Here is a 25051-nt window from a genome sequence, read left to right on the forward strand (position 1 = left end):
ATTTGAAAATTGTTTAGAAAGTAGAAAGTATGAAAACAATTGACATGATTATTAAATCATCAACTTGAATTATAAAAAAAGAGTACTAACATGTCGAAATATACCGACGAAGATATTAGAAAATTAAATAAAATCACATTAAAAATTGCAGGTGATTATTTAGGTATTAGTTCACAAGCAGTTGCTATAGGTCTTAGAAATAATCTACTTCCAATTGGTTTTGCTATTCATAACGAAGAAAGAGATAGACGTTTCACTGAGAGTTGGTCATATCATATTATCGCTGAAAGAATGATTTCATACAATCACGGTAAGCTATCAGAAATCCGTGTTGAAAATATTGAAACTAGTTTAGATAAAATCATAGAGGAATTTAACGGATTAAAACAAGATTTACTTTTTATATTAAGCGAAAATGCAGAAGTGAAGAATTAGAGGTTTTTGAATTTGCGTTTTCGCTTGGTAAATATAAAAACGGTGATGTAAAATATAAGGGTAAAGGTGTTTCAAATGAAGATGATAAAGACCTTTTCTAGAGAAGAACTCTATGAAGAAATCTGGGAGATAAGTGCAAAACAAGTTTCATTGAAATATGATTTAAGCTATTCAGACTTACTCAAGAAATGCAAAGAATTTGAAATCCCAATTCCAAATGGTAGTTATTGGTATCGTAAGAATACTGGACAAGATTTAAGTGAACTTATTGTGCCATTACCACAAAATGTCGTAAATGAAGTTAATATTGATAGAAGAAGTCTAAAGAATAATAGAATAAAACCTGCTAAACATAAAGAGGTGAGTTCGGAAGATAAAAATAAAGATATTTTTAAACTTGATACAACTAGTATAAGAAGTTCATTATCATTTTTAGAGGACGATAAAATAGAGCGTATTATTGAAACAGTTTCAAATCTAAACCAGTCTCCAAATAAGAGGTTACATAAATCTGTAGCTGATCTAAGAGATAAAATTGTAGAGTGGAATAAGAGGGAAAAAGCTGCTTCTTATCCTTACTTTGATCCTAGACACAGATATAATGATTTAAAAGAACCTAAATTTGTAAAAAATATTTCACTAAATTCACTTCCTCGTTTATATCGCTTTTTAGATATACTGTTTACTGTAATTGAAAGAATCGGTGATAATGTAACTTCAAAATTGGATATTCAAATTGATAAGGATATTGTTCGTTTTGATGTTATAGAATCAACAGACAAAGTAAGTCATGAATTAACGAAAGAAGAAGCTAAAGAATTAGCGAAGTACAATGATAGCGTAAAGTTTAATGGATATGCTTATAAACCAAGAATAAGGAAGTATGACTATATACCAAATGGAAAATTTCGATTTAAGATAATAGATGGTAAATACATTAAAGATACTAATGAATTCTCGATTGAACAATCACTCCCAGAAATAATTGTTTTAATTTACCAAGAGTATTATAAAGTTAAGAACTTACGACTTGAACGAGAAGAGAGAGAAAGACTATACAAAGAGGAACAGGAGCGAAAAAGAAAATTACAAAATAGAATCGAAGAAGAGAAGAAGCAGACAATGTCTCTTCTTAATATGCTAGAAGATTTTCAAACAGCAAATGATTTAAGATTGATGGCTGATAAATTGGAGATGGCAGGGAAGCTTAGTAAAGACGAAATTGATTGGATTAGATCCAAAGCAGACTGGATCGACCCAATAGTTTCTTCAACAGACGAATTACTAGGAATTAGAAATCATGAAAATTCTAGAGAACAAAAAGAACAATATCTAAGTGAGAAAAGGTACTACTGGTAAATTTGTTTTTATAGAGTATAGTGTTATTGGAGTAAATGATTAACTATTGTAGTAATAAATCATTTTACACATTTATTTGAAATAGGCATTTGGTACAAGACAGTATATACTTTCGTTCTATAATATATAAGTTAACTAGCACCACATGTTCGGGTGCTATCACTGCTTGTTCAAACTGATTTAACAAGTATTTATCTAGTGAAAGCCCTACAGTAAGGAGTTTAAATATGAAATTCCATGAATTTGGTGATAAGAATTTGCCTTCTATCTTGCTGATACATGGCGGTGGCAGTTCTTGGTGGAATTATCTTCGTCAAGCACGGATCTTGTCGGTGGAGTATCGTGTCATTCTACCCACCTTGAATGGCCACGGCGAAGAATATCAACTTGATTATGTTTCTACTGAAGATTCTGCTTTGGAGATTCTAGACTATATCAAAGCAAACTGTGGTGGGAAATTGTTTGCGATTGGTGGTGTTTCACTTGGTGGTCAAATTGCCATGGAACTTTTGTCTTTAGACAGTGAAATTGCTGAGAAGGCCATCATAGATGGAAGCCTCTGTATTCCTCAACCAAGTTTAGCTAAAATCAGCATCTTTCTAGTGTCTCTATTTGGTAAACTGATGTTCAATAAATTCTCTTGTAAACTTCAGTTAAGCATGATGAACAAACTCTATCCTAAACTGGCTTATCCAGAGGAAATAAAAGCTTATTATTTGGAAGATTTGCCAAGGACGCCTGTCAAAACATTGGTGACAATTTACAAAAACTATATGGGATGTTACAAGCTGAAAGATATGATTTCTGCTAGCAAGGCTCAGGTTTTGTATATCTATGGTGAAAAAGAATTGAACTGTGTGAAAGAATCAGCGAAATTATTTCATCAGCTACATTCAAATACAATTTGGTATGAAGCAAAGGGGTATAACCACGGTTATTTATCAGCTTACCTGCCTTATGAGTGGATTGATTTGGTGGTGCCATTTTTAAAGAGTGATTCATTAGAAATGTGTAACGAATCCGATATGCCATAAAGAGGTATCTTATGCTAGGAGCAATTATTGGAGATATTGTCGGCTCTGTTTACGAAAGGAACAATATCAAAACGAAGGATTTTCCTTTATTTCTTGAGGATTGTTTTTTCACGGATGATACGGTAAGTCCGAACCGTTGAATGTGTAAGCTTGTTAGTGAAACGTAGCTAATCCTCAAAATAAAGAAACTAAAACTCCATTATTTTGATATGACAACCTAAATTGGTTTTAAGGAGGTGTTATATTGATAGAGAGCAGACCTGAGTTTGATAAAATCGTATCATTCGATGAGTTTAATAAATATTATTGGTATCGTGATGAACTTTCACAGATATGCAAGTCATTAGGACTTGAATATAGAGGGACAAAACAGGAACTAAATGATATTATTGAGCAGTACTTTCAGGGGAATTTTATTAAAAAATCATCAATAAAAAATAAAAAGAAACGAGTAGAAGTCGTTACCTTGGACACACCCTTGCTTGAATGTGGATTCTCCTTTAATGCACACTTTAGAGAATATTTCTCAACTTTAACAGATGTTTCGCCATTTAAATTTACTGCTGATATGGCTACAGCTTGGAGAAAAGTAAAAAGAGAAAATGATTTGAGTTTTACAATCCAAGATATGCTAAAAGTCTATTATGGAAATTCAGATTATGCCAAGTATGATCATTCGGTTTGTCAATGGAATCAATTTTTAAAGGATTTCTGTGTAGACGAAAATAGTCGTAACTACTCAAACAAGTTAAAAGTAGCTTCTATTCTTTGGAAAGAAGTTAGAAATTCAAAAGCTGAAAAAATTTATTCAAAGAATCTTTTGACTGAATATGCTGATAAAATAAAAGAGTATGGGAAGTAGAAAAATCAGTCTAAACCAATAGTTCACGAGGAGGAATCTTATGCTAGGAGCAATTATCGGAGATATTATCGGTTCTGTTTACGAATGGAACAATATCAAAACGAAGGACTTTCCTTTATTTCGGAAGGATTGCTTTTTTACAGATGACACGGTTATGACCTGTGCTGTTGCAGAGGCGATTATGAATGGGGGACAAAAAGACGACTTCATTGATGCTATGAAGAAATATGGTAGAATGTATCCTGATGCTGATTATGGTGCTCGGTTTAATGCATGGCTAAACAGCGATAACCGTGAGCCTTATAATAGCTTTGGGAATGGTTCGGCTATGCGTGTTTCTCCATGTGCTTGGACAATGGACTGTGGTTTTTGTGCGAGAACCGGAATGTGGCCATCATCTAGGGAATTTGCGAGTCTTTCTGCAGAGGTAACTCATAATCATCCAGAAGGTATCAAAGGTGCAATGGCTACAGCTGATGCTATCTTTCTGTGTCGTTATTACTTTGGAGGTTATTGCGGAGATTATGAGCAACCAATCAATGACAATCCTACAGAGTGTAAAAGACGGATTAAGGATTATATTGAGCAGGAATACGGCTACAATCTATCTCAAACTTTAGATGAAATCCGCCCTACATACCGTTTCAATGAAACGTGCCAGGATACCGTACCACAGGCCATTATTGCATTTCTAGAAAGTAGAGACTTCGAAGATGCGATAAGAAATGCCATCTCACTTGGTGGCGACAGTGATACACTTGCTGCAATCACTGGCAGCATAGCAGAGGCAGCTTATGGTATTCCTGATTGGATAAAGGAAAAGGCCTACTCTTATTTGGATGAACCCATAAATGATGTACTCAGGCGATGGGATAATGAGGTTGATATAAAATAAAAGCGTTTCAATCTCCAGTACGTCATATTTCTCTTTTCCGTATTTTCATTGTATAATGGTAGTACATTTACTTGCGTACGATGAAATATAAACATTTTTTATGAATATTAAGGAGAAAATCAATGAAAAAAGCAATGTTAATTATCAACCCTACCTCTGGTGGTGAGAAGGCTTTAGATTATAAAGAAAAGCTGGAGAATAAAGTAAAAGAATACTTTGAGCACGTAGAAACCAAAATTACCGAAAAAGCGCTGGATGCAACACATTTTGCTGAGGAAGCTTCTCGTGAGCAGTACGATGCAGTGGTTGTGTTTGGTGGAGATGGGACTGTCAACGAAGTCATTTCGGGTATTGCTGAGAGAGACTACATTCCTAAGTTAGGGATTATCCCTGGCGGTACGGGTAACCTCATTACAAAACTATTGGAAATCAATCAAGACATCGATGGAGCTATTGATGAACTGTATTTTGATTTAACCAATAAGATTGATATCGGTAAAGCGAATGACAATTATTTTGGTTATATCTTTAGTATCGGTTCTCTTCCTGAAGCGATTCACAATGTTGAAATCGAGGACAAGACAAAATTCGGTATTTTAGCCTATGCTGTAAATACCATGAAATCTGTCATGACGGATCAGGTCTTTAACATTAAGGTTGAGACAGAAAATGGAAATTATGTTGGTGAAGCTAGTCATGTTTTGGTCCTCTTGACAAATTACTTCGCTGATAAGAAAATCTTTGAAGAAAACAAGGACGGCTATGCCAACATTTTGATTCTTAAAGATGCTTCTATATTCTCTAAATTATCCGTCATTCCAGATTTACTAAAAGGAGATGTTGTCGGCAATGATAATATTGAGTATATCAGAGCGCGTAATATTAAGATCTCTTCAGATAGTGAATTGGAGTCAGATGTTGACGGCGATAAATCGGATAACCTACCTGTAGAAATCAAAGTCCTAGCTCAGCGAGTAGAAGTATTTTCAAAACCGAAAGAGGATTAGTATATAGAGAAAGCCTTTTTTAAGGCTTTTTGTATACTTTAAAAGATAGTTCCTTTAAGAACGAACATTCCTTGCAAATAGTTTACAAAAATAGTATACTGGATTTATTGATTTTGAAAACGTTTGCGTAAAATTTGAATTAGAACTTAAGGAGACAAATTAATGGAATTAAGTGCTATTTACCATAGGCCTGAATCGGAGTATGCCTATCTTTATAAGGATAAGAAACTTCATATTCGGATTCGAACTAAGAAGGGGGATATTGAGAGTATCACCTTGCATTATGGTGACCCTTTTATCTTTATGGAGGAGTTTTATCAGGATACAAAGAAAATGGCCAAGATAACTTCTGATGCCTTATTTGACCATTGGCAAGTTGAAGTGTCAGTTGACTTTGCACGTATCCAGTATCTCTTTGAACTCAAGGATACAGAAGGTCAAAGCATTTTGTATGGCGATAAAGGGTGTGTGGAAAATTCTCTAGAAAATCTTCAAGCCATTGGAAACGGATTCAAATTGCCTTATCTTCATGAGATTGATGCCTGCCAGGTTCCTGATTGGGTTTCAAATACGGTATGGTATCAGATTTTCCCAGAACGTTTTGCCAATGGAAATACTCGATTAAACCCAGAAGGGACTTTAGGCTGGGATTCATCTATCACACCTCAGAGTGATGATTTCTTTGGTGGTGATTTACAGGGGATTATTGCTCATCTGGATTACTTGCAAGACTTGGGCATTACTGGACTTTATCTTTGTCCGATTTTTGAATCTACGAGCAATCATAAGTACAATACGACAGATTATTTTAAAATTGACCGTCATTTTGGAGACAAGGAGACCTTTCGGGTGCTGGTCGAGCAAGCGCATCAGCGAGGTATGAAAGTCATGCTGGATGCTGTATTTAATCATATTGGTTCGCAATCTACTCAATGGCAAGATGTTGTCAAAAATGGTGAGCAATCTGCTTATAAAGATTGGTTCCATATACAACAATTCCCAGTGACAACTGAAAAGCTAGCCAACAAGAGAGACTTACCCTATCATGCTTTTGGTTTCGAGGACTATATGCCTAAGCTAAATACAGCCAATCAAGAGGTCAAGGACTATCTATTAAAGGTTGCGACTTATTGGATTGAAGAGTTTGATATCGATGCTTGGCGTTTGGATGTGGCTAATGAGATTGACCATCAGTTCTGGAAGGATTTTCGTAAGGCAGTTTTAGCTAAAAGGCCTGATCTTTATATCCTAGGAGAAGTCTGGCATACGTCTCAGCCTTGGCTAAATGGAGATGAGTTCCATGCAGTCATGAATTATCCTTTATCTGATAGTATCAAGGACTATTTCTTACGAGGAATTAAGAAGACTAATCAGTTCATCGATGAAATCAATGGTCAGTCTATGTATTACAAACAGCAGATTTCAGAGGTTATGTTTAATCTCTTGGATTCGCATGATACAGAACGAATCTTGTGGACGGCAAATGAAGATGCTCAACTGGTCAAATCAGCTCTAGCCTTTCTCTTTTTACAAAAGGGAACACCCTGCATTTATTACGGAACCGAGTTAGCTTTAACCGGAGGACCAGACCCAGATTGTCGACGTTGTATGCCTTGAGAACGTGTATCAAGTGACAATCATATGCTGAACTTTATGAAGAAGCTGATTAATATTAGAAAACAAGCGTTATCAACCATTCAGCATGGTAAGTATGACCTCGAAGAAATCAAACAAGATGTAGTAGCTTTGGAATGGAAATACGAAGGACAGGTCTTCAAAGCTATATTTAACCAATCAAAAGATGATTATCTTTTAGAGAAAGAAGCAGTAGCACTAGCAAGCAATTGCCAAGAATTTGAGAATCGGCTTGTCATCTCTCCAAAAGGATTTGTGATTTTTCATTAAAGAGCAATTATGAGCGACAGGAAAGTTGTAGTATAGAGAAGACTTTACAAACAGACTATTTGTCCTCTTGCTACAAATGATATATAATTTAACATAGAGAAAATAGGAGGACTAATCGAATGGAATTAAAAGATTTTACAGAAAAAGAACAGGAAATGATTAAGAAGGGACTGACGACGTCTAAGATTAGTGACAAGGAAACTGCTGAGAAGATTCTTGCGCTAGTACCACAAGACTTGATTAAGCGAATTCCATTTTTCGTCAGAAAACATGCTACGACTCGTACGATTAAACGCATTTCAATTGAACACCCTGAACTCTACGCTGCAGCTCAAACAAGTGGTGAGATTCCGGAAAAGGAACGCGAAGAATTGCGTCAGATTATCACGACTATCTTTGAGCAAAAGATGAATAAGCATAGTATTAAGTAGAGAATGAAAAAATATTTTATTGGCGGTCTGGGAAGCAATATCTATCATAGCAAGGATTTTCTTCAAGAACTAGATTCGCAGGTTTATTTTCTAAGTCCATATGAAAAGCATCTTCGAGATGAAACAGAATTGAAATTATGGTTTAAAAATGAGATTGTAGAGGAAGAATCTATCTGTCTGATAGGTCATTCTCTTGGAGGAGATTTGGCGCGTTATCTCGCATCGGAATTTCATGAAGTGAAAAAACTGATTCTTTTGGATGGTGGCTATCTAGATTTAGATAAGATTTTAACTTTAGATGCGGAATTAGAGGAAACTAAAAACTATATCAAATCTCAAGTCGTTTCAGACTTAGCTCTTCTTATTTCTAAAGAAAAATCTGAAGCAAAGCATTGGTCAGAAAATATGGAGAAAGCCGTAAGACAGTCATATCACTGGAATTCTAAGTATAATAGATATGAGTTAGCTATAAAATATGAAAATATAGAAGCGATATTCCGCCTACGGAGGAAAATACAAGCTTTTAAGAGAGAAGTGGGAGATACCTTGTTTATCAGTCCTCGCTATCCTAATGAAGCTACATGGAGAGAGGAAGCCCTAAAAGAATTGCCAGACTATTTTGATACTATTCTTTTAGAGAACTTTGGCCATGAGCTTTATACTGAAGCCCCTAGAGAAATCGCTAGTCTAATTAATGAGTGGCTCGCTTATTCTCAATGAGCTACTTGCATTACTTAAAATGTTATAAGATTTAAATCTAAAAATTATTAATACTCAGATAACAAAAAACGAACAGGCTCTTTTTCTGTCATTCAGAAGAGAACTTGTTCATTTTTTTTATGGATTTAGTTTGCTTTTTAAAACACGCGATACACATAGGGATTCTCTGGTTTATCGACTTTGGTAAAGCTGTCGATTTCCAATGTTGGGAGGTTTTGTTTGAGTTCTTTATGATAGTGATTGACCAGTTTTCCTTTGGCTGTAATCCAAGTGTTGTCCTCATACTGACGGGTATTTCCCTTAGTTAGCAATCCATAGACACCAGAATCCGCGATACAATGGATAATGCCGAAGCGGAACAGAAATTGGCTATTGGCATGACTGGGGTCGTTATAGACAAAGCCTGTGAACTGGACTGTCTTGCCCTCAAATTCATCTGGATAGTCGTAGATGGCTTCCATGACTTCCATATAGTTTTCATTAGTAATCTGAATGCTATCTTGGGCCAAGTATTTATCCGCCGCAGTTCGCATTTCCTTTTCATAGGCTGATTTTGAAAAATAGGAACTGGTATCTGGTTTCAAATATTGGCTTGTCGTCCCTTCACTTGTCTGAATGGCTTGATCCGTTCCTTCTGATAAGGGGAAGTGATAGCCTTTGGCAGAAACGGTCTGAGAATCCAAGCTAACAGTTGGAAAAGTTAAACCGACGACAATAGGAATAGCCAGAAGAGCAACACTAGTAACCTTCGCTAATCGGCTGTTCAGATGACTGTGGGTTTTAACTTGCTTCATCCAGATATACAGTTGAACAATTGCCAAAATAAAGGAAAGTACCATAGAAATATAGGCCAGATAGGAATAGTGCATGTTGATGTACTGGTTTAATTTGCCCGACAGATGGAGATAAATGGTCAGTTCAAAATAGCCAGCTAAAACTAAAAATCGAATCATAGGATGACTCCAATCAAGAGAGAATACACTAAGACAACGAGTGTCACAATCGTTATGAAGTGACTGATAAATCGTGCTTTCAAGTAATTTTTCATCATGAGAATATTTTTGATATCCAGCATTGGGCCAATGACGAGAAAGGCCAGAACTGGTGCTAAACCGAAACTTGAGAGAAGAGAAGCGCCGATAAAGGCATCCGCCTCACTACAGAGCGACAGAAGAAAGGCCAAAAGCATCAAGAGCAGGATGGCAAAAAGAGGAGTCGCACTGATAGAGGTCAGAATCCGAGTTGGAACATAAACCTGTATAACAGAGGCAAAGAGACAGCCAAATACTAAATAACGTCCCGTATCAAAAAATTCATCAATGGCTTGCACAAAGACCTGAAAAACTTTTTTTGCAGGACTCAAATGAGAAAAATCGTGCTCATGACAGGCCAAACGATTTTCTTTCTGAATCGGTTCTTGCCAGAAGAATCCTAGAAAAATCCCAAGTATCACAGCCACTACAATGGAACCAAGAGCTCGTAACAGGGCGACATGGAAGGAGTTGCCAAAGGCAGAATAGGTCGCAAAGAGAACAATGGGATTGATAACAGGCGCTGTTACGAGAAAGGGAACAGCCGTGTAACTGGGAACCTTCTTTTCCAGAAAACGATTGATAATGGGGACGATTCCACATTCACAAGAAGGGAAAAGTATCCCAACGAAGGTGCCAAAAAAGATTCTCCCCCAACGATTTCGAGGGAGAAAATGATACACCTTATCAGGTGTGATATAAACCTCAATCAGTCCTGAGACAATACTTCCTATCAGAACGAAGGGTAGGGCTTCAATGATGATAGAGAGAAAAATAGCCCCAGTCTGAAGCACACTAGACGGGAGTTGTTGGAAAGCAGTCATCTAGTTTTTCTTTTCTGCTTTGGCTTTTTTCTCTTTATCATCAGGGAAAGTGACCTGCTTCAAATCTGGGAGTTTAGCAAACTCTTCAAACATCTTGTCCAAGTCGTCTCGTTTTGTAAATTTTACAGCCATAGGTGTACCTCGATTCTAAATTCTACCTCTATTATACTATTATTTTAAGGAAAAGGGAAAAGTTAAAATCGAGTATCTAACGAATAATAGAGCGTGATATAGCCTAATATACACTATGATTGTGATATAATAATTGTGAAATAACGGAGGAAATGATGGAACATAAAAAGATCGGTCAGGTAACTGACGAAGTAAAAGAAATTTTTAATATTGTTCTTGAAGCTAGTGATATTAAAGTTAATAAAGAAGGTTTAAGAAGCCATATGTTGAAACGGCATCATAATGATGTGATTCATCATATCGAAGACCTGGAACTTATACTAAGTAATCCAGATTTCGTTGGGATCAATCCACGAGAGAAAGATGCTAGTTTTGAATATGTTAAAAGATTTGATGATAATGTTCTTGTTGCCATCAAGTTACATAAAAGTGGAGATTTCTTTTATGTTCCGACCATGTATCGTTTACAAGATTACAAGTTACAAAGTCGTATTAAGTCAGGTAGATTGAGAAAACTTGACAAAGAAAGTAGATAGTGCTAGAATAATATTAACGAAAGACATTTGAGGGCAGAAAGGTTCCTGCCACACCTTGAAAAGGTATCTGAGATGCTGGGTACACCGACCAGCCAAGTGTCCGTTATTTCAAAGGAGGGAGCTTAAATGCTCCTTTTTTGTTTAAAAATTTCAAAAAAGATTACACTCACCGCAGGCTCAGGCTTGCGTTTTTTTTATTTCTCAAAAACACGCATTTTGGACGATTATAAACAGAAGTCTAAATCCTATTCTTCAAAAAAAAGTTTTCTTGAAGAATAGAGAGGGAGAATAGTGGCGCATTATTGTCAAAAATAAAAACAGTGAAATTAATCACTAGTCCTTTTGTAAACTATTAGAATTAAATTGCAACCTTCTCAATGAATAGAATATTGAAATGAAGTAAATTTATTTCCCAACTTATGTTTTAAAATCGTAAGAGCTAATTTGAAACGTTTAGCTTATGGTATAATATATTCATGGATAAAAAATATGAAAAAATCTCCCAGGATTTGGGAGTGACTTTAAAGCAAATTGATACTGTTCTAAGTTTGACAGCTGAAGGGGCGACTATTCCCTTTATCGCGCGTTACCGCAAGGACATGACTGGTAGTCTGGATGAGGTGGCGATTAAGGCCATTATTGACTTGGATAAAAGTCTGACAAATCTCAACGACCGTAAGGAAGCCGTCTTAGCTAAGATTCAAGAACAAGGCAAGTTGACCAAGGAGTTGGAAGAAGCTATCTTAGCTGCCGAAAAATTAGCAGACGTAGAAGAGCTCTATCTTCCATACAAGGAAAAGCGTCGGACCAAGGCAACCATTGCTCGTGAAGCTGGACTCTTTCCTCTTGCTCGCTTGATTTTGCAGAATGTAACTGACTTAGAGAAGGAAGCAGAAAAGTTCGTCTGTGAAGGATTTGCTACTGGTAAGGAAGCCTTGGCCGGTGCAGTTGATATCTTGGTCGAAGCCTTATCGGAAGATGTGGCCTTGCGTTCCATGACTTATCAGGAAGTTCTGAGACACTCTAAACTCACTTCTCAAGTCAAGGATGAAAGTCTTGATGAAAAGCAGGTTTTTCAGATTTATTATGATTTTTCAGAGACAGTTGGAAATATGCAAGGCTATCGTACTTTAGCCCTCAATCGTGGGGAGAAGCTAGGTGTCTTGAAGGTCGGTTTTGAACATGCAACGGACCGTATTCTTGCCTTCTTTGCAACTCGTTTCAAGGTAAAAAATGCCTATATTGATGAAGTTGTTCAACAGTCAGTTAAGAAAAAAGTTTTGCCTGCTATCGAGCGCCGTATTCGGACAGAATTGACTGAGAAAGCAGAAGAAGGAGCTATCCAACTCTTTTCGGACAACCTACGCAATCTCCTCTTGGTTGCTCCACTGAAAGGGCGGGTGGTTCTAGGATTTGACCCTGCCTTTCGTACAGGTGCCAAGCTAGCTGTCGTAGATGCAACAGGAAAAATGCTGACAACTCAGGTTATTTATCCTGTCAAACCAGCCTCTGCTCGTCAAATCGAAGAAGCCAAGAAAGATTTGGCAGATTTGATTGGTCAATACGGCGTGGAAATTATTGCCATCGGTAATGGAACGGCCAGTCGTGAAAGTGAAGCTTTTGTGGCGGAAGTTCTTAAAGATTTTCCTGAGGTTAGTTATGTCATTGTAAATGAAAGTGGTGCTTCGGTCTATTCTGCCAGCGAACTTGCTCGTCAGGAGTTCCCAGACTTAACCGTTGAAAAGCGTTCTGCCATCTCTATCGCCCGTCGTTTGCAGGACCCCCTTGCTGAATTGGTCAAAATCGATCCTAAGTCAATTGGTGTCGGTCAGTACCAGCACGATGTCAGCCAGAAGAAATTGTCTGAGAGTCTGGACTTTGTCGTGGATACCGTGGTGAACCAAGTCGGTGTCAATGTCAATACGGCCAGCCCAGCTCTTCTTTCCCATGTAGCTGGACTCAACAAAACCATCTCTGAAAATATTGTCAAGTATCGTGAAGAAGAAGGAAAAATCACTTCACGAGCTCAAATTAAGAAGGTTCCGCGTCTGGGCGCCAAGGCCTTTGAACAGGCAGCTGGTTTCCTTCGTATCCCAGAAAGTAGCAATATCCTTGATAATACAGGAGTTCACCCAGAAAATTACGCTGCCGTTAAGGAACTTTTCAAACGTTTGGACATTACAGGCTTGAATGAAGAAGCTCAAGGCAAACTCAAGTCGCTTTCAGTCAAGGAAATGGCGCAAGAGCTAGACCTTGGTCCAGAAACTCTTAAAGATATCATTGCAGATCTTCTCAAACCAGGTCGAGATTTCCGTGATTCCTTTGACGCACCTGTGCTTCGCCAAGATGTCCTAGATATCAAAGACCTAGTGGTAGGCCAGAAGCTAGAAGGTGTTGTGCGTAACGTCGTTGACTTTGGTGCCTTCGTTGACATTGGGATTCATGAGGACGGTCTGATTCATATTTCCCATATGAGTCGCAAATTTATCAAACACCCAAGCCAAGTGGTGTCAGTCGGAGATTTGGTGACCGTTTGGGTCAAGAAAATCGATACTGAACGTGAAAAAGTCAATCTGTCGCTCCTCGCTCCAAATGAAACTGACTGATTACGTCAAGCAGGTTTCACTAGAAGACTTCGGCAGACCTTTTATCCATCATGTCCAGTGGAATAGGCGTCTACGTTCGACAGGTGGGCGATTTTTCCCAAAAGATGGGCATTTGGATTTTAATCCTAAGGTTTATCAGGAACTGGGGTTGGATGTTTTTAGAAAAATTGTCCGACATGAACTCTGTCATTATCATCTCTATTTTCAAGGAAAGGGCTATCAACATAAGGACCGAGATTTTAAGGAACTGTTGAAAGCGGTGGATGGATTACGCTTTGTACCATCCTTGCCCAATAACAACTCCAAGACTATCAAAATCTATCGTTGCCAATCCTGCCAGCAAAGTTATCAGCGCAAACGAAGGATTGATACTAAACGCTATCGCTGTGGACTTTGTCGAGGTAAATTGCTACTAATAAATCAGCCTGAGGACTGATGAAAGCCGAGCCTACCCGTGATATACTATGTCTAATCTAGCAGAAAGAGGAAGTATCATGAACAGTAAATTTTATAAAATGAGACGAAATCGCATGATTTCAGGAGTTCTGGCAGGTTTGTCAGATAAGTGGAACTTTGATGTTACCCTTGTTCGTTTTCTATTTGCTATTTTTACAGTCGCAAACTTTGGACTTGGCGTGATTATCTATATCATCCTAGCTTCTATCATGCCTACCAAGGAAGAAATTGAAGCAGAAATGTACGGAACAGGCCCACGTAAACGCAAAGAAGCCCAAGCCATTGACGATAATGAAGGCTGGTTTTGGTGAGGTAGAAACAGTTATTTTACTGTTAGTCTATGAATTCGACTAATCTATTTTAAAATTTTTGAACCCTTGTATCTGCAAGGGTTTTCTTCTTATTTTCTTTTTATAGTAAAATATTTTTAATGAAATGGCTACATTTCCCCCAATCTTACAAAAATGTAAGATTAAAGTCTTTTTTGTAAGGTTAGGTTATGGCAAGCGGTCTTTTTTTGATGTAAACTAGACTCATAAAGAATAAAGGAGTAACATCATGAAACAAATCTTACAGAAGAAAACAAGAAAACCAAGCCATAAAGATATCGAGCGCGTTCAGCTGGGATGCGCTATGATGCAAGCAACATTTCATTTGATGGGATATTAAGAAAGGAGATTCACATGACACTTTTAGATGTAAAACACGTTCAAAAAATTTATAAAACTCGTTTTCAGGGCAACCAAGTAGAAGCCCTCAAGGATATTCACTTTACCGTAGAAAAGGGTGACTACGTTGCCATCATGGGTGAGTCTGGTTCTGGTAAATCAACTCTTCTCAATATCCTAGCTATGCTGGACAAACCAAGTCGTGGGCAGGTTTACCTGAATGGAACAGACACAGCAACCATTAAAAATTCACAGGCCTCTAGCTTCCGTCGTGAAAAGCTAGGATTTGTCTTCCAAGATTTTAACTTGCTAGATACCCTGTCCGTTAAGGACAATATCTTGCTTCCACTTGTCTTGTCAAGAAGACCTATTACGGAAATGATGAAGAAATTGGTAGTGACAGCTGAGAATTTAGGCATCAACCAATTGCAAGAGAAGTACCCTTACGAGATTTCAGGTGGGCAGAAACAGCGTGTAGCAGTAGCCCGCGCCATCATCACAGAACCTGAAATTCTCCTTGCGGATGAGCCAACAGGAGCCCTTGATTCCAAGTCATCTACAGCCTTACTTGATGTTTTTGATGAAATCAATGAGCGCGGCCAAACCATCCTCATGGTAACCCACTCCACAGCAGCAGCTAGCAGAGCTAAACGTGTACTCTTTATCAAAGACGGCATTCTTTACAACCAAATCTATCGTGGAGAGAAGACAGAACGTCAGATGTTCCAAGAAATCTCTGATACCTTGACTGTCATGGCAAGCGAGGTGAATTAGTATGTTTCGATTAACCAATAAGTTAGCGGTATCGAACTTGATTAAAAACCGCAAGCTCTACTATCCTTTTGCGCTGGCTGTTCTCTTGGCAGTCACTGTCACCTATCTCTTTTACTCTCTAACCTTTAATCCTAAGATTGCGGAAATTCGTGGAGGATCCACCATTCAAGCTACTCTTGGATTTGGTATGTTTGTCGTCACCCTTGCGTCAGCCATAATCGTACTCTATGCCAATAGTTTTGTTATGAAAAACCGTTCCAAGGAACTGGGAATTTATGGCATGTTGGGCTTGGAGAAGCGCCATCTAATCAGTATGACCTTTAAGGAGTTAGTGGTATTTGGGATTCTAACTGTTGGAGCGGGTATCGGTATTGGAGCATTGTTTGACAAGTTGATTTTCGCTTTCTTGCTCAAACTGATGAAATTGAAGGTTGAGCTGGTCGCTACCTTTCAAATGAATGTTGTCATTGCAGTACTTGTTGTCTTCGGTTTGATTTTCCTAGGACTCATGTTCCTGAATGCCCTTCGAATCGCCCGTATGAATGCTCTCCAACTCTCTCGTGAGAAAGCTAGTGGTGAGAAAAAAGGTCGCTTCTTACCTCTCCAAACTATTCTTGGTTCGATTAGTTTAGGGATTGGCTACTATCTTGCCCTTACGGTAAAAGATCCTCTTACAGCCCTAACAACTTTCTTCCTAGCTGTTTTACTGGTTATCTTTGGGACCTATCTCTTGTTCAATGCAGGAATTACCGTTTTCCTACAAATCTTAAAGAAAAACAAGAAATACTATTACCAACCAAATAATCTTATCTCTGTTTCCAACCTGATTTTCCGTATGAAGAAAAATGCGGTTGGACTAGCAACTATCGCTATTTTGTCAACAATGGTCTTGGTAACCATGTCTGCAGCGACTAGTATTTTCAATGCCTCAGAAAGCTTTAAAAAAGTGATGAATCCTCATGATTTTGGGATTAATGGACGAAATGTTGAAAAAGAAGACCTGGACAAACTTTTGAGCCAGTTTGCAAGTGACAAAGGTTATAATATCAAAGAAAAAGAAGTTCTTCGTTACGCTTACTTTGGTGTTGCAAACCAAGAAGGTAGCAAGTTAACCATTTTTGAAAAAGGACAAAACCGTGTCCAAGTCAAAACAGTTTTTATGGTATTTGACCAAAAAGATTATGAAAATATGACTGGTCAAAAACTCTCTCTATCAGGAAATGAGGTCGGACTCTTCGCCAAGAACGATGGTCTAAAAGAACAGAAAACTCTAACTCTAAATGATCATCAATTTTCTGTAAAAGAAGAATTTAATAAAGATTTCATTGTGAACCATGTCCCAAATCAGTTTAATATTTTGACTACTGATTACAATTATCTTGTTGTACCTAATTTACAAGCCTTTTTGGATCAATTCCCAGATTCAGATATCTATAATCAGTTTTACGGTGGTATGAATGTAAATGTCAGCGAAGAAGAACAACTCAAGGTTGCTGAAGAATATGAAAACTACCTCAACCAGTTTAATGCTCAATTAAACACAGAAGGTAGCTATGTGTATGGTAATAATCTAGCAGATGCTAGTGCTCAAATGAGTGTCCTCTTTGGCGGTGTCTTCTTTATTGGTATTTTCCTATCCATTATCTTTATGGTCGGAACCGTTCTGGTCATCTACTACAAACAAATTTCTGAAGGCTATGAAGACCGTGAACGCTTTATTATCTTGCAAAAAGTTGGTTTAGATCAAAAGCAAATCAAGCAAACCATTAACAAACAGGTGTTAACTGTTTTCTTCCTTCCTTTGCTTTTTGCCTTCATACATCTAGCCTTTGCCTACCATATGCTTAGTCTGATTTTAAAAGTGATTGGTGTAATAGATACGAATATGATGTTGATTGTGACCTTGTCTATCTGCGCTATCTTCCTCATCGCCTATGTCTTGATTTTTATGATTACTTCAAGAAGTTATCGCAAGATTGTGCAAATGTAAAAAAGATACCTCGACTTCAAAATCGAGGTATTTCTTGTATTTTATACTCAATGAAAATCAAAGAGCAAACTAGGAAGCTAGCCGCAGGTTGCTCAAAGCACTGCTTTGAGGTTGCAGATAGAACTGACGAAGTCAGTAAACATATATACGGCAAGGCGAAGCTGACGTGGTTTGAAGAGATTTTCGAAGAGTATTAAATGCTGAAAAGTTGTCCGAGCAGGAAAGTAACTCCCATGGTCAAGAGCCCAATAGCTAGGTTCCGAATCATAGCAGTTTTGCTTGGTGCTTTTCCAAGTTTGGCACTAGTATAGCCAGTCACCAAGAGAGAAAGACCTACAATCAGGACAGTAGCAGGGATGCGGTAGTCACTTGGGAAAATGGTAATTGAGAGCATTGGTGGTAAGCTACCAAGGAAAAAAGAAATAAAGCTAGAGATAGCAGCATGCCAAGGATTGGTAAACTCTTCATACTCAATCCCATATTTTTCCTCTACCAGAGCCTTGAGCGGATTATTTAAAAAGGCTTTGTTGGTGAGAAGTTGGGCTGATGTTTCACACTCACCATTTTGAATATAGGCAGCATAGAGGGACTTTTTGGCTAGTTCCATATCTTGGTCTAGCAAGACTTGCTCACGCGCAACGGCCGCTTCCTCGGTATCTTTTTGAGTTGAAACGGATACATATTCTCCACCAGCCATTGAAAAGGCACCAGCTAAGATAGCTGCAAAGCCTGATAAAAAGATAATCCAGATATTGGTCGTGGCACTGGCAACCCCGATAACCACACCAGCAATGGAAATAATCCCATCGTTAGCACCAAGAACACCCGCACGTAGAATATTTAAACGACCTGCAAAATTTGAATCGATTTCGTGATTTGTTTCTGACATACTATTCTCCTTTTTATCCAGTATAAAGGAAAAATATAGGGAAATCAATCTTTTAAAAGTATCTGAAAAAAGTTGCACGATTTTAATAATATAAAATGTCGACATCTTCTCTGATAGATTAAACACCAAAGGTAAAGAGTATAGAATAGCATAAAAATTTTAAATTAAATACGAGAAACATTTTGTTCACTTTATAATCGTTTACAAGAAAATAATTAGTATTAAATCAAATAAAATCCAAATATTTTGCGAACTTTTTTATATTTTTTTCGTAAAACGCTTTACAAGTTCTTGGAAACATGATATAGTAATAAAGCTTAGAAAATGAGATGATGTTTTCTAGCAAATATAAACCCGAGAAAAAAATGCCTACGGACAGGCAGGGTTGAATGCCGAAGCGTGGTTGAAAAACCACATTATTGATAGGGTTAAAAGCCTACTTTTATAAGTTGATGTTAGGACACTTGTCCTAATTCATAAATTTTTAGTGTGGTGAAAGCACACGTCATCTTGTGAAACGATCAATAAAGTACGTAATATTTGCTACTAGAGAGTTTGGAAACATCTGGAACAGACATACTCAACAGAAACAAACATAAAAACGTCAGAAGATTGCAGAGCAGGTGAAAACCTGCTCTTTTTTCATGAGTCAACCTTTAGTTCCTTAGTTTTCATAAGGTCCTAAAAATATGGAAAGGAGTATGTCTTGAAAGAGTTAGATCAAAACCAAGCCCCAATTTATGAGGCCTTGGTAAAGTTACGCAAGAAAAGGATTGTTCCCTTTGATGTTCCAGGTCACAAACGCGGACGAGGGAATCCAGAACTTGTCGAACTATTAGGAGAAAAATGTGTTGGAATTGATGTCAATTCGATGAAACCCTTGGATAATCTTGGTCACCCCATTTCGATTATTCGGGATGCAGAGGAGCTGGCTGCAGATGCTTTTGGAGCTAGCCACGCTTTTCTCATGATTGGAGGAACAACCTCATCTGTGCAGACTATGATTCTGTCAACCTGCAAGGCAGGAGATAAGATTATTCTTCCACGAAATGTCCATAAATCTGCTATTAATGCGCTGGTTCTATGTGGTGCCATTCCCATCTATATCGAGATGAGTGTAGATCCTAAGATTGGTATCGCTTTAGGTCTTGAAAATGACCGAGTAGCACAGGCCATAAAGGACCATCCAGATGCCAAGGCCATTTTGATTAACAATCCTACTTACTACGGAATCTGTTCAGACCTAAAGGGGTTGACAGAAATGGCTCATGAAGCTGGCATGATGGTTTTAGTAGATGAAGCCCACGGAGCGCATTTGCATTTTACAGATAAACTTCCAATTTCTGCTATGGATGCAGGGGCTGATATGGCAGCAGTTTCCATGCATAAGTCTGGTGGAAGTTTGACACAAAGTTCGCTTCTTTTAATCGGGGAGCAGATGAATCCTGAGTACGTTCGTCAGATAATCAACCTGACCCAGTCAACATCCGCCTCTTACTTATTGATGGCTAGTTTGGATATTTCACGTCGCAACTTGGCCCTCCGTGGTAAAGAGTCGTTTGAGAAGGTCATTGAGCTATCCGAGTATGCTCGTCGTGAAATCAATGCCATAGGTGGCTACTATGCCTATTCAAAAGAGTTAATAGATGGTGTGTCGGTCTGTGATTTTGACGTGACAAAGTTGTCAGTTTACACTCAGGGTATTGGCTTAACAGGTATTGAGGTTTACGACCTCCTGCGCGATGAGTACGACATTCAGATTGAGTTTGGTGATATCGGCAATATCTTGGCCTATATTTCGATTGGTGACCGTATCCAAGACATTGAGCGCTTGGTCGGTGCTTTGGCTGATATCAAGAGACTATACTCACGAGATGGGAAGGACTTGATAGCTGGAGAATATATCCAGCCCGAGTTGGTGTTATCTCCTCAGGAAGCCTTCTATTCAGAGAGAAGAAGCTTGTCTTTAGACGAATCTGTTGGACAAGTCTGTGGAGAATTTGTCATGTGCTATCCTCCTGGGATTCCTATCTTGGCTCCTGGTGAACGCATTACACGTGAAATTGTAAACTATATCCAATTTGCCAAGGAACGTGGTTGTTCCCTCCAAGGGACGGAAAATCCTGAGGTCAATCACATCAACGTCATTAAGAGAAAGGAGAACTAGATGGATTTATGGTTTTCTGAAGTTCATACTCCAGATGTGAAATTGTCCCTGAGAACAGCCAAGCAACTCTACGCTGGTAAAAGTGAATGGCAGGATATCGAAGTCTTGGATACACCAGCTTTTGGAAAGATTTTGATTTTAAACGGGCATGTTTTATTCTCAGATGCGGATGATTTTGTCTACAATGAAATGACCGTTCATGTTCCCATGGCTGTCCACCCAAATCCCAAGAAAGTCTTGGTTATTGGGGGTGGTGACGGTGGTGTTGCCCAAGTATTAACACTTTATCCTGAACTGGAGCAAATCGATATTGTGGAGCCAGATGAGATGCTAGTTGAGGTTTGTCGTGAGTATTTCCCAGATTTTGCTTCAGGGCTAGATGATCCTCGTGTTACCATTTACTACCAAAATGGGCTACGCTTTTTGCGAAACTGTGAAGATGATTACGATATTATCATCAACGATGCCACTGATCCATTTGGACATACGGAAGGGCTCTTTACCAAGGAATTTTACGGTAACAGTTACAGAGCCTTGAAAGAAGATGGCATTATGATTTACCAGCATGGGAGTCCTTTCTTTGACGAAGATGAGTCAGCTTGTCGAAGCATGCACCGCAAGGTCAATCAAGCCTTTCCAATCAGTCGGGTCTATCAGGCCCATATCCCAACTAGCCCAGCTGGCTATTGGTTGTTTGGGTTTGCATCGAAAAAATACCACCCTGTCAAAGATTTTGACAAGGAAGGCTGGAAAAAACGCCAGCTTTTCACAGAATACTACACTGCAAACTTACACGTGGGAGCCTTTATGTTACCCAAGTATGTTGAGGACATTTTAGAAGAAGAGGAAGGAAAAAAATGAGTCGTTTATTAGTTATTGGATGTGGGGGAGTTGCCCAAGTTGCTATTTCAAAGATTTGTCAAGATAGCGAAACCTTTACAGAAATTATGATTGCTAGCCGTACTAAGTCAAAATGTGATGACTTGAAAGCTAAACTGGAAGGCAAAACAAGTACAAAGATTGAGACAGCTGCTCTTGATGCTGACAAGGTAGAAGAAGTGATTGCCCTGATTGAAAGCTACAAGCCAGAAGCAGTTTTGAACGTAGCTCTACCATACCAAGACTTGACCATTATGGATGCTTGTTTGGCAACAGGTGTTCACTATATCGATACAGCCAACTACGAAGCAGAAGACACAGAAGACCCTGAATGGCGTGCCATCTATGAGAAACGTTGTAAGGAACTTGGTTTTACAGCCTACTTTGACTACTCATGGCAATGGGCTTATCAGGAGAAATTCAAAGAGGCAGGCTTGACTGCTCTGCTTGGCTCTGGATTTGACCCAGGTGTGACCAGTGTTTTCTCAGCTTATGCTCTCAAACACTACTTTGACGAAATCCATTATATCGATATTTTAGACTGTAATGGTGGTGACCACGGTTATCCATTTGCAACCAACTTTAACCCAGAAATCAATCTACGCGAGGTTTCTGCGCCAGGTTCTTACTGGGAAGATGGGAAATGGGTCGAAGTCGAAGCTATGTCTATCAAACGTGAGTATGATTTCCCTCAAGTTGGACAAAAAGATATGTATCTCCTTCACCATGAAGAAATTGAATCATTGGCCAAAAACATTCCTGGAGTCAAACGCATTCGTTTCTTTATGACTTTTGGTCAATCATACTTGACGCACATGAAATGTTTGGAAAATGTCGGTCTCCTTCGTACGGATGCCATTAACTTTAATGGACAAGACATCGTTCCGATTCAATTCTTAAAAGCCTTACTTCCAGATCCTGCAAGCCTTGGTCCACGCACTGTTGGTAAAACCAATATTGGATGTATCTTTACAGGTGTCAAAGATGGCGTTGAAAAGACCATCTACATCTACAATGTTTGCGACCATCAGGAATGTTACGCAGAAGTTGGTTCACAAGCTATTTCTTACACAACAGGAGTTCCGGCTATGATTGGAACAAAATTGGTTATGAACGGTACTTGGAAACAACCTGGAGTGTACAACCTTGAAGAGTTGGATCCAGATCCATTTATGGAAGCATTGAATGAGTATGGTTTACCTTGGGTTGTGGTTGAAAATCCACAAATGGTGGACTAATGAAGCTAGAACAAGTACCAACGCCAGCCTATGTCATTGACTTGGCCAAGTTAGAAGGCAACTGTCGTATTTTACAATATGTACAAGAAGAAGCTGGTTGCAAGGTTTTGCTGGCCCAGAAGGCATATTCCCTCTCCAAAACTTATCCCTTGATTAGTCGCTATCTATCTGGTACTACTGCCAGTGGTCTTTATGAAGCCAAATTGGCAAGGGAAGAATTTCCTGGTGAAGTCCATGTTTTTGCACCAGCTTTCAAGGATGAGGACATGGAGGAATTGCTGGAGATAACGGACCATATCGTCTTTAACTCAGAGAGACAGTTGCGTAAACATGGGACCCATTGTCGGGATGCTGGTGTAAGCGTGGGTTTGCGCCTCAACCCTCAGTGTTCAACTCAAGGAGATCACGCTCTCTATGATCCTTGCGCCCCTGGATCCCGTTTCGGAGTTACTCTAGACAAGATTCCTAGTGATTTGCTGGAATTGGTAGACGGTCTTCATTTTCATACCCTTTGCGAGCAGGGAGCAGATGATTTACAAACAACTTTGAAAGCAGTAGAAGAACAGTTTGGTCCCTACTTACATGAGGTGAAATGGCTCAATATGGGTGGCGGACACCACATCACAAGAGAAGATTACGATGTGGATTTGCTGATTTCTGAAATCAAGCGTATCCGAGAAACTTACAATCTTGAGGTCTATATCGAGCCGGGTGAAGCTATTGCGCTCAATGCTGGTTATCTAGCAACTGAAGTATTGGATATTGTCGAAAACGGTATGGAAATCTTGGTTTTAGATGCCTCTGCGACCTGCCATATGCCTGATGTACTTGAGATGCCCTATCGTCCACCTTTGAGAAATGGCTTTGAGGCACAGGAAAAAGCCCATACTTACAGACTTTCTTCTAATACCTGTCTGACGGGCGATGTGATTGGTGATTATAGCTTTGAAAATCCAGTCCAAATCGGTGATAGACTTTATTTTGAAGATATGGCTATTTACTCATTTGTTAAAAATAATACCTTTAATGGTATTGGATTGCCCAGTCTCTACCTCATGGACGAACAGGGAGACTGCAGCTTAGTCAAAGCCTTTGGCTATCAAGATTTTAAAGGGAGATTATCATGATGGACAGTCCCAAAAAATTAGGCTATCGCATGCCAGCAGAGTACGAACCCCATCATGGTACCCTCATGATATGGCCGACTCGACCAGGTTCATGGCCCTTTCAAGGAAAGGCTGCCAAAAGAGCTTTCAGCCAGATTATTAAGACCATAGCAGAAGGAGAAAGAGTCTATCTTTTGGTGGACCAAGACTACTTAGTTGAAGCCCAAGACTACCTTGGAGATAGCGTTATTTATTTAGACATTCCCACCAATGATGCCTGGGCGCGTGATACAGGTCCGACTATTCTTGTCAATGATGAAGGTCAGAAATTAGCCGTGGATTGGTCTTTCAATGCTTGGGGTGGAGCTGTAGATGGTCTTTATCAAGATTATGAAGATGATGACCAAGTAGCCAGTCGTTTTGCTAAGGTTTTGGAAATGCCTGTTTACGATGCCAAACCTTTTGTCCTAGAAGGCGGAGCGATCCATAGCGATGGACAAGGAACCATTCTCGTAACTGAAAGTTGCTTGCTTAGTCCTGGTCGCAATCCTAACCTGACCAAAGAGGAAATCGAGAATACCTTATTAGAGTGTCTTGGAGCTGAAAAAGTTATCTGGCTTCCTTATGGTATTTATCAGGACGAAACCAATGAACACGTTGACAATGTTGCAGCCTTTGTTGGTCCTGCTGAGCTTGTTTTGGCTTGGACAGAAGACGAAAGTGATCCTCAGTATGCCATGTCAAAAGCAGATCTCGAACTTTTAGAGCAAGAAACAGATGCAAAAGGTCGTCACTTCACCATTCATAAACTTCCAATTCCAGCCCTTCATCAAGTTGTGACAGAAGAGGATTTGCCAGGCTACATCTATGAAGAAGGAGAAGAAGAGCGATACGCAGGTGAACGACTAGCAGCTTCCTACGTAAACTTTTATATCGCCAATAAGGCTGTCCTTGTTCCCCAGTTTCAAGATGTCAATGACCAAGTAGCCTTAGATATTCTCAGTAAGTGTTTCCCAGACCGTAAAGTTGTCGGAATTCCAGCCAGAGATATTCTCTTAGGTGGTGGCAATATCCACTGTATCACCCAACAAATCCCAGAATAGGAGA

25 protein-coding genes and 1 pseudogene are annotated in these 25051 nt (G+C 38.9%); 22 read left to right on the top strand and 4 right to left on the bottom strand.

The features are described 5' to 3' along the window. Window positions 1-90: 90 nt before the first annotated feature. From QMQ21_RS00575 to QMQ21_RS00620, 10 genes and pseudogenes are all read left to right on the top strand, one after another. Entirely contained in the window at window positions 91-435 is a 345-nt protein-coding gene (locus QMQ21_RS00575) for a hypothetical protein (RefSeq protein WP_261813714.1), read from the top strand. Window positions 436-510: 75 nt separating this feature from the next. Next, the gene (locus QMQ21_RS00580) at window positions 511-1794 is read left to right on the top strand and encodes a cellulose synthase (RefSeq protein ID WP_261184650.1); all 1284 of its coding nucleotides are present in this window, start codon (window positions 511-513) and stop codon (window positions 1792-1794) included. Window positions 1795-2021: 227 nt separating this feature from the next. Continuing rightward, on the top strand, window positions 2022-2828 hold the full coding sequence (locus QMQ21_RS00585; RefSeq protein WP_084928508.1) for an alpha/beta hydrolase: 807 nt from the start codon (window positions 2022-2024) through the stop codon (window positions 2826-2828). Window positions 2829-2839: 11 nt separating this feature from the next. Then, window positions 2840-2968 carry an ADP-ribosylglycohydrolase gene (locus QMQ21_RS00590; protein WP_024058058.1) on the top strand — a complete coding sequence of 43 codons (129 nt, stop codon included), beginning with the start codon at window positions 2840-2842 and terminating at the stop codon, window positions 2966-2968. A 104-nt stretch (window positions 2969-3072) separates the two neighbouring features. Continuing rightward, window positions 3073-3690, top strand: a complete 618-nt coding sequence (locus QMQ21_RS00595; RefSeq protein WP_261035151.1) for an SAP domain-containing protein — start codon at window positions 3073-3075, stop codon at window positions 3688-3690. A gap of 40 nt (window positions 3691-3730) precedes the next feature. After that, window positions 3731-4585: an ADP-ribosylglycohydrolase family protein gene (locus tag QMQ21_RS00600; protein ID WP_024058056.1), complete on the top strand. Its 855-nt coding sequence runs from the start codon at window positions 3731-3733 to the stop codon at window positions 4583-4585. Window positions 4586-4707: 122 nt separating this feature from the next. After that, complete coding sequence (locus QMQ21_RS00605; protein ID WP_261035150.1) at window positions 4708-5592, top strand: diacylglycerol/lipid kinase family protein; 885 nt, start codon at window positions 4708-4710, stop codon at window positions 5590-5592. A 162-nt stretch (window positions 5593-5754) separates the two neighbouring features. Beyond that, window positions 5755-7497: pseudogene (locus QMQ21_RS00610) on the top strand (glycoside hydrolase family 13 protein). A gap of 119 nt (window positions 7498-7616) precedes the next feature. Continuing rightward, a complete protein-coding gene (locus tag QMQ21_RS00615) occupies window positions 7617-7928 on the top strand; it encodes a hypothetical protein (protein WP_000420556.1) in 312 nt (103 codons plus the stop codon). A 3-nt stretch (window positions 7929-7931) separates the two neighbouring features. Next, window positions 7932-8648, top strand: a complete 717-nt coding sequence (locus QMQ21_RS00620; RefSeq protein WP_261035148.1) for an alpha/beta fold hydrolase — start codon at window positions 7932-7934, stop codon at window positions 8646-8648. A 137-nt stretch (window positions 8649-8785) separates the two neighbouring features. On the opposite strand, the gene QMQ21_RS00625 is transcribed toward QMQ21_RS00620, so the two are convergent. The 3 genes from QMQ21_RS00625 to QMQ21_RS00635 are packed head-to-tail and all read right to left on the bottom strand — an operon-like array spanning window position 8786 to window position 10635. Next, entirely contained in the window at window positions 8786-9601 is an 816-nt protein-coding gene (locus tag QMQ21_RS00625; protein WP_261813717.1) for a TIGR03943 family putative permease subunit, read from the bottom strand. After that, on the bottom strand, window positions 9598-10503 hold the full coding sequence (locus QMQ21_RS00630) for a permease (RefSeq protein WP_049551917.1): 906 nt from the start codon (window positions 10501-10503) through the stop codon (window positions 9598-9600). The genes QMQ21_RS00625 and QMQ21_RS00630 overlap by 4 nt, the downstream gene beginning before the upstream one ends. Beyond that, on the bottom strand, window positions 10504-10635 hold the full coding sequence (locus QMQ21_RS00635; RefSeq protein WP_000268685.1) for an SPJ_0845 family protein: 132 nt from the start codon (window positions 10633-10635) through the stop codon (window positions 10504-10506). Between the two features lie 155 nt (window positions 10636-10790). On the opposite strand from QMQ21_RS00635, the gene QMQ21_RS00640 reads away from it, so the two are divergent. The 7 genes from QMQ21_RS00640 (at window position 10791) to QMQ21_RS00670 (ending at window position 17862) form a co-directional block, all read left to right on the top strand. Beyond that, window positions 10791-11171, top strand: coding sequence for a PBECR3 domain-containing polyvalent protein (locus QMQ21_RS00640; RefSeq protein ID WP_345774397.1), 381 nt, complete (start codon window positions 10791-10793; stop codon window positions 11169-11171). Window positions 11172-11647: 476 nt separating this feature from the next. After that, window positions 11648-13777, top strand: coding sequence for a Tex family protein (locus QMQ21_RS00645; protein ID WP_261813719.1), 2130 nt, complete (start codon window positions 11648-11650; stop codon window positions 13775-13777). Continuing rightward, complete coding sequence (locus tag QMQ21_RS00650) at window positions 13764-14213, top strand: SprT family protein (RefSeq protein ID WP_261813720.1); 450 nt, start codon at window positions 13764-13766, stop codon at window positions 14211-14213. Before QMQ21_RS00645 ends, QMQ21_RS00650 begins: the two co-directional genes overlap by 14 nt. A 58-nt stretch (window positions 14214-14271) precedes the next feature. Then, complete coding sequence (locus tag QMQ21_RS00655) at window positions 14272-14544, top strand: PspC domain-containing protein (RefSeq protein ID WP_001085044.1); 273 nt, start codon at window positions 14272-14274, stop codon at window positions 14542-14544. Window positions 14545-14916: 372 nt separating this feature from the next. Then, on the top strand, window positions 14917-15675 hold the full coding sequence (locus QMQ21_RS00660; RefSeq protein ID WP_261813721.1) for an ABC transporter ATP-binding protein: 759 nt from the start codon (window positions 14917-14919) through the stop codon (window positions 15673-15675). Window position 15676: 1 nt separating this feature from the next. Further along, window positions 15677-17665 (top strand): ABC transporter permease, encoded by a 1989-nt coding sequence (locus tag QMQ21_RS00665; protein WP_261813722.1) that lies wholly within the window; start codon window positions 15677-15679, stop codon window positions 17663-17665. 50 nt (window positions 17666-17715) lie between these two features. Continuing rightward, window positions 17716-17862: a hypothetical protein gene (locus QMQ21_RS00670; protein WP_261813723.1), complete on the top strand. Its 147-nt coding sequence runs from the start codon at window positions 17716-17718 to the stop codon at window positions 17860-17862. Here the strand turns inward: QMQ21_RS00670 and QMQ21_RS00675 are convergent. Then, window positions 17859-18554 carry a VIT1/CCC1 transporter family protein gene (locus tag QMQ21_RS00675; RefSeq protein ID WP_261813724.1) on the bottom strand — a complete coding sequence of 232 codons (696 nt, stop codon included), beginning with the start codon at window positions 18552-18554 and terminating at the stop codon, window positions 17859-17861. The genes QMQ21_RS00670 and QMQ21_RS00675 overlap by 4 nt on opposite strands. A 706-nt stretch (window positions 18555-19260) precedes the next feature. Between QMQ21_RS00675 and QMQ21_RS00680 the strand changes: the two genes are divergently transcribed. Genes QMQ21_RS00680 through aguA form a run of 5 tightly spaced genes read left to right on the top strand, consistent with a single transcriptional unit; the run spans window position 19261 to window position 25047 of the window. Further along, on the top strand, window positions 19261-20721 hold the full coding sequence (locus QMQ21_RS00680) for an aminotransferase class I/II-fold pyridoxal phosphate-dependent enzyme (RefSeq protein WP_261813725.1): 1461 nt from the start codon (window positions 19261-19263) through the stop codon (window positions 20719-20721). Next, window positions 20722-21582, top strand: a complete 861-nt coding sequence (speE, locus tag QMQ21_RS00685; protein ID WP_000366729.1) for a polyamine aminopropyltransferase — start codon at window positions 20722-20724, stop codon at window positions 21580-21582. Further along, on the top strand, window positions 21579-22838 hold the full coding sequence (locus QMQ21_RS00690; RefSeq protein WP_000088767.1) for a saccharopine dehydrogenase family protein: 1260 nt from the start codon (window positions 21579-21581) through the stop codon (window positions 22836-22838). The genes speE and QMQ21_RS00690 overlap by 4 nt, the downstream gene beginning before the upstream one ends. After that, window positions 22838-23965 (top strand): carboxynorspermidine decarboxylase, encoded by a 1128-nt coding sequence (nspC, locus tag QMQ21_RS00695; RefSeq protein WP_261813726.1) that lies wholly within the window; start codon window positions 22838-22840, stop codon window positions 23963-23965. The genes QMQ21_RS00690 and nspC overlap by 1 nt, the downstream gene beginning before the upstream one ends. Next, complete coding sequence (gene aguA, locus QMQ21_RS00700) at window positions 23962-25047, top strand: agmatine deiminase (protein WP_261813727.1); 1086 nt, start codon at window positions 23962-23964, stop codon at window positions 25045-25047. The genes nspC and aguA overlap by 4 nt, the downstream gene beginning before the upstream one ends. Window positions 25048-25051 lie beyond the last annotated feature (4 nt).

The organism is Streptococcus bouchesdurhonensis (genome assembly GCF_948472335.1).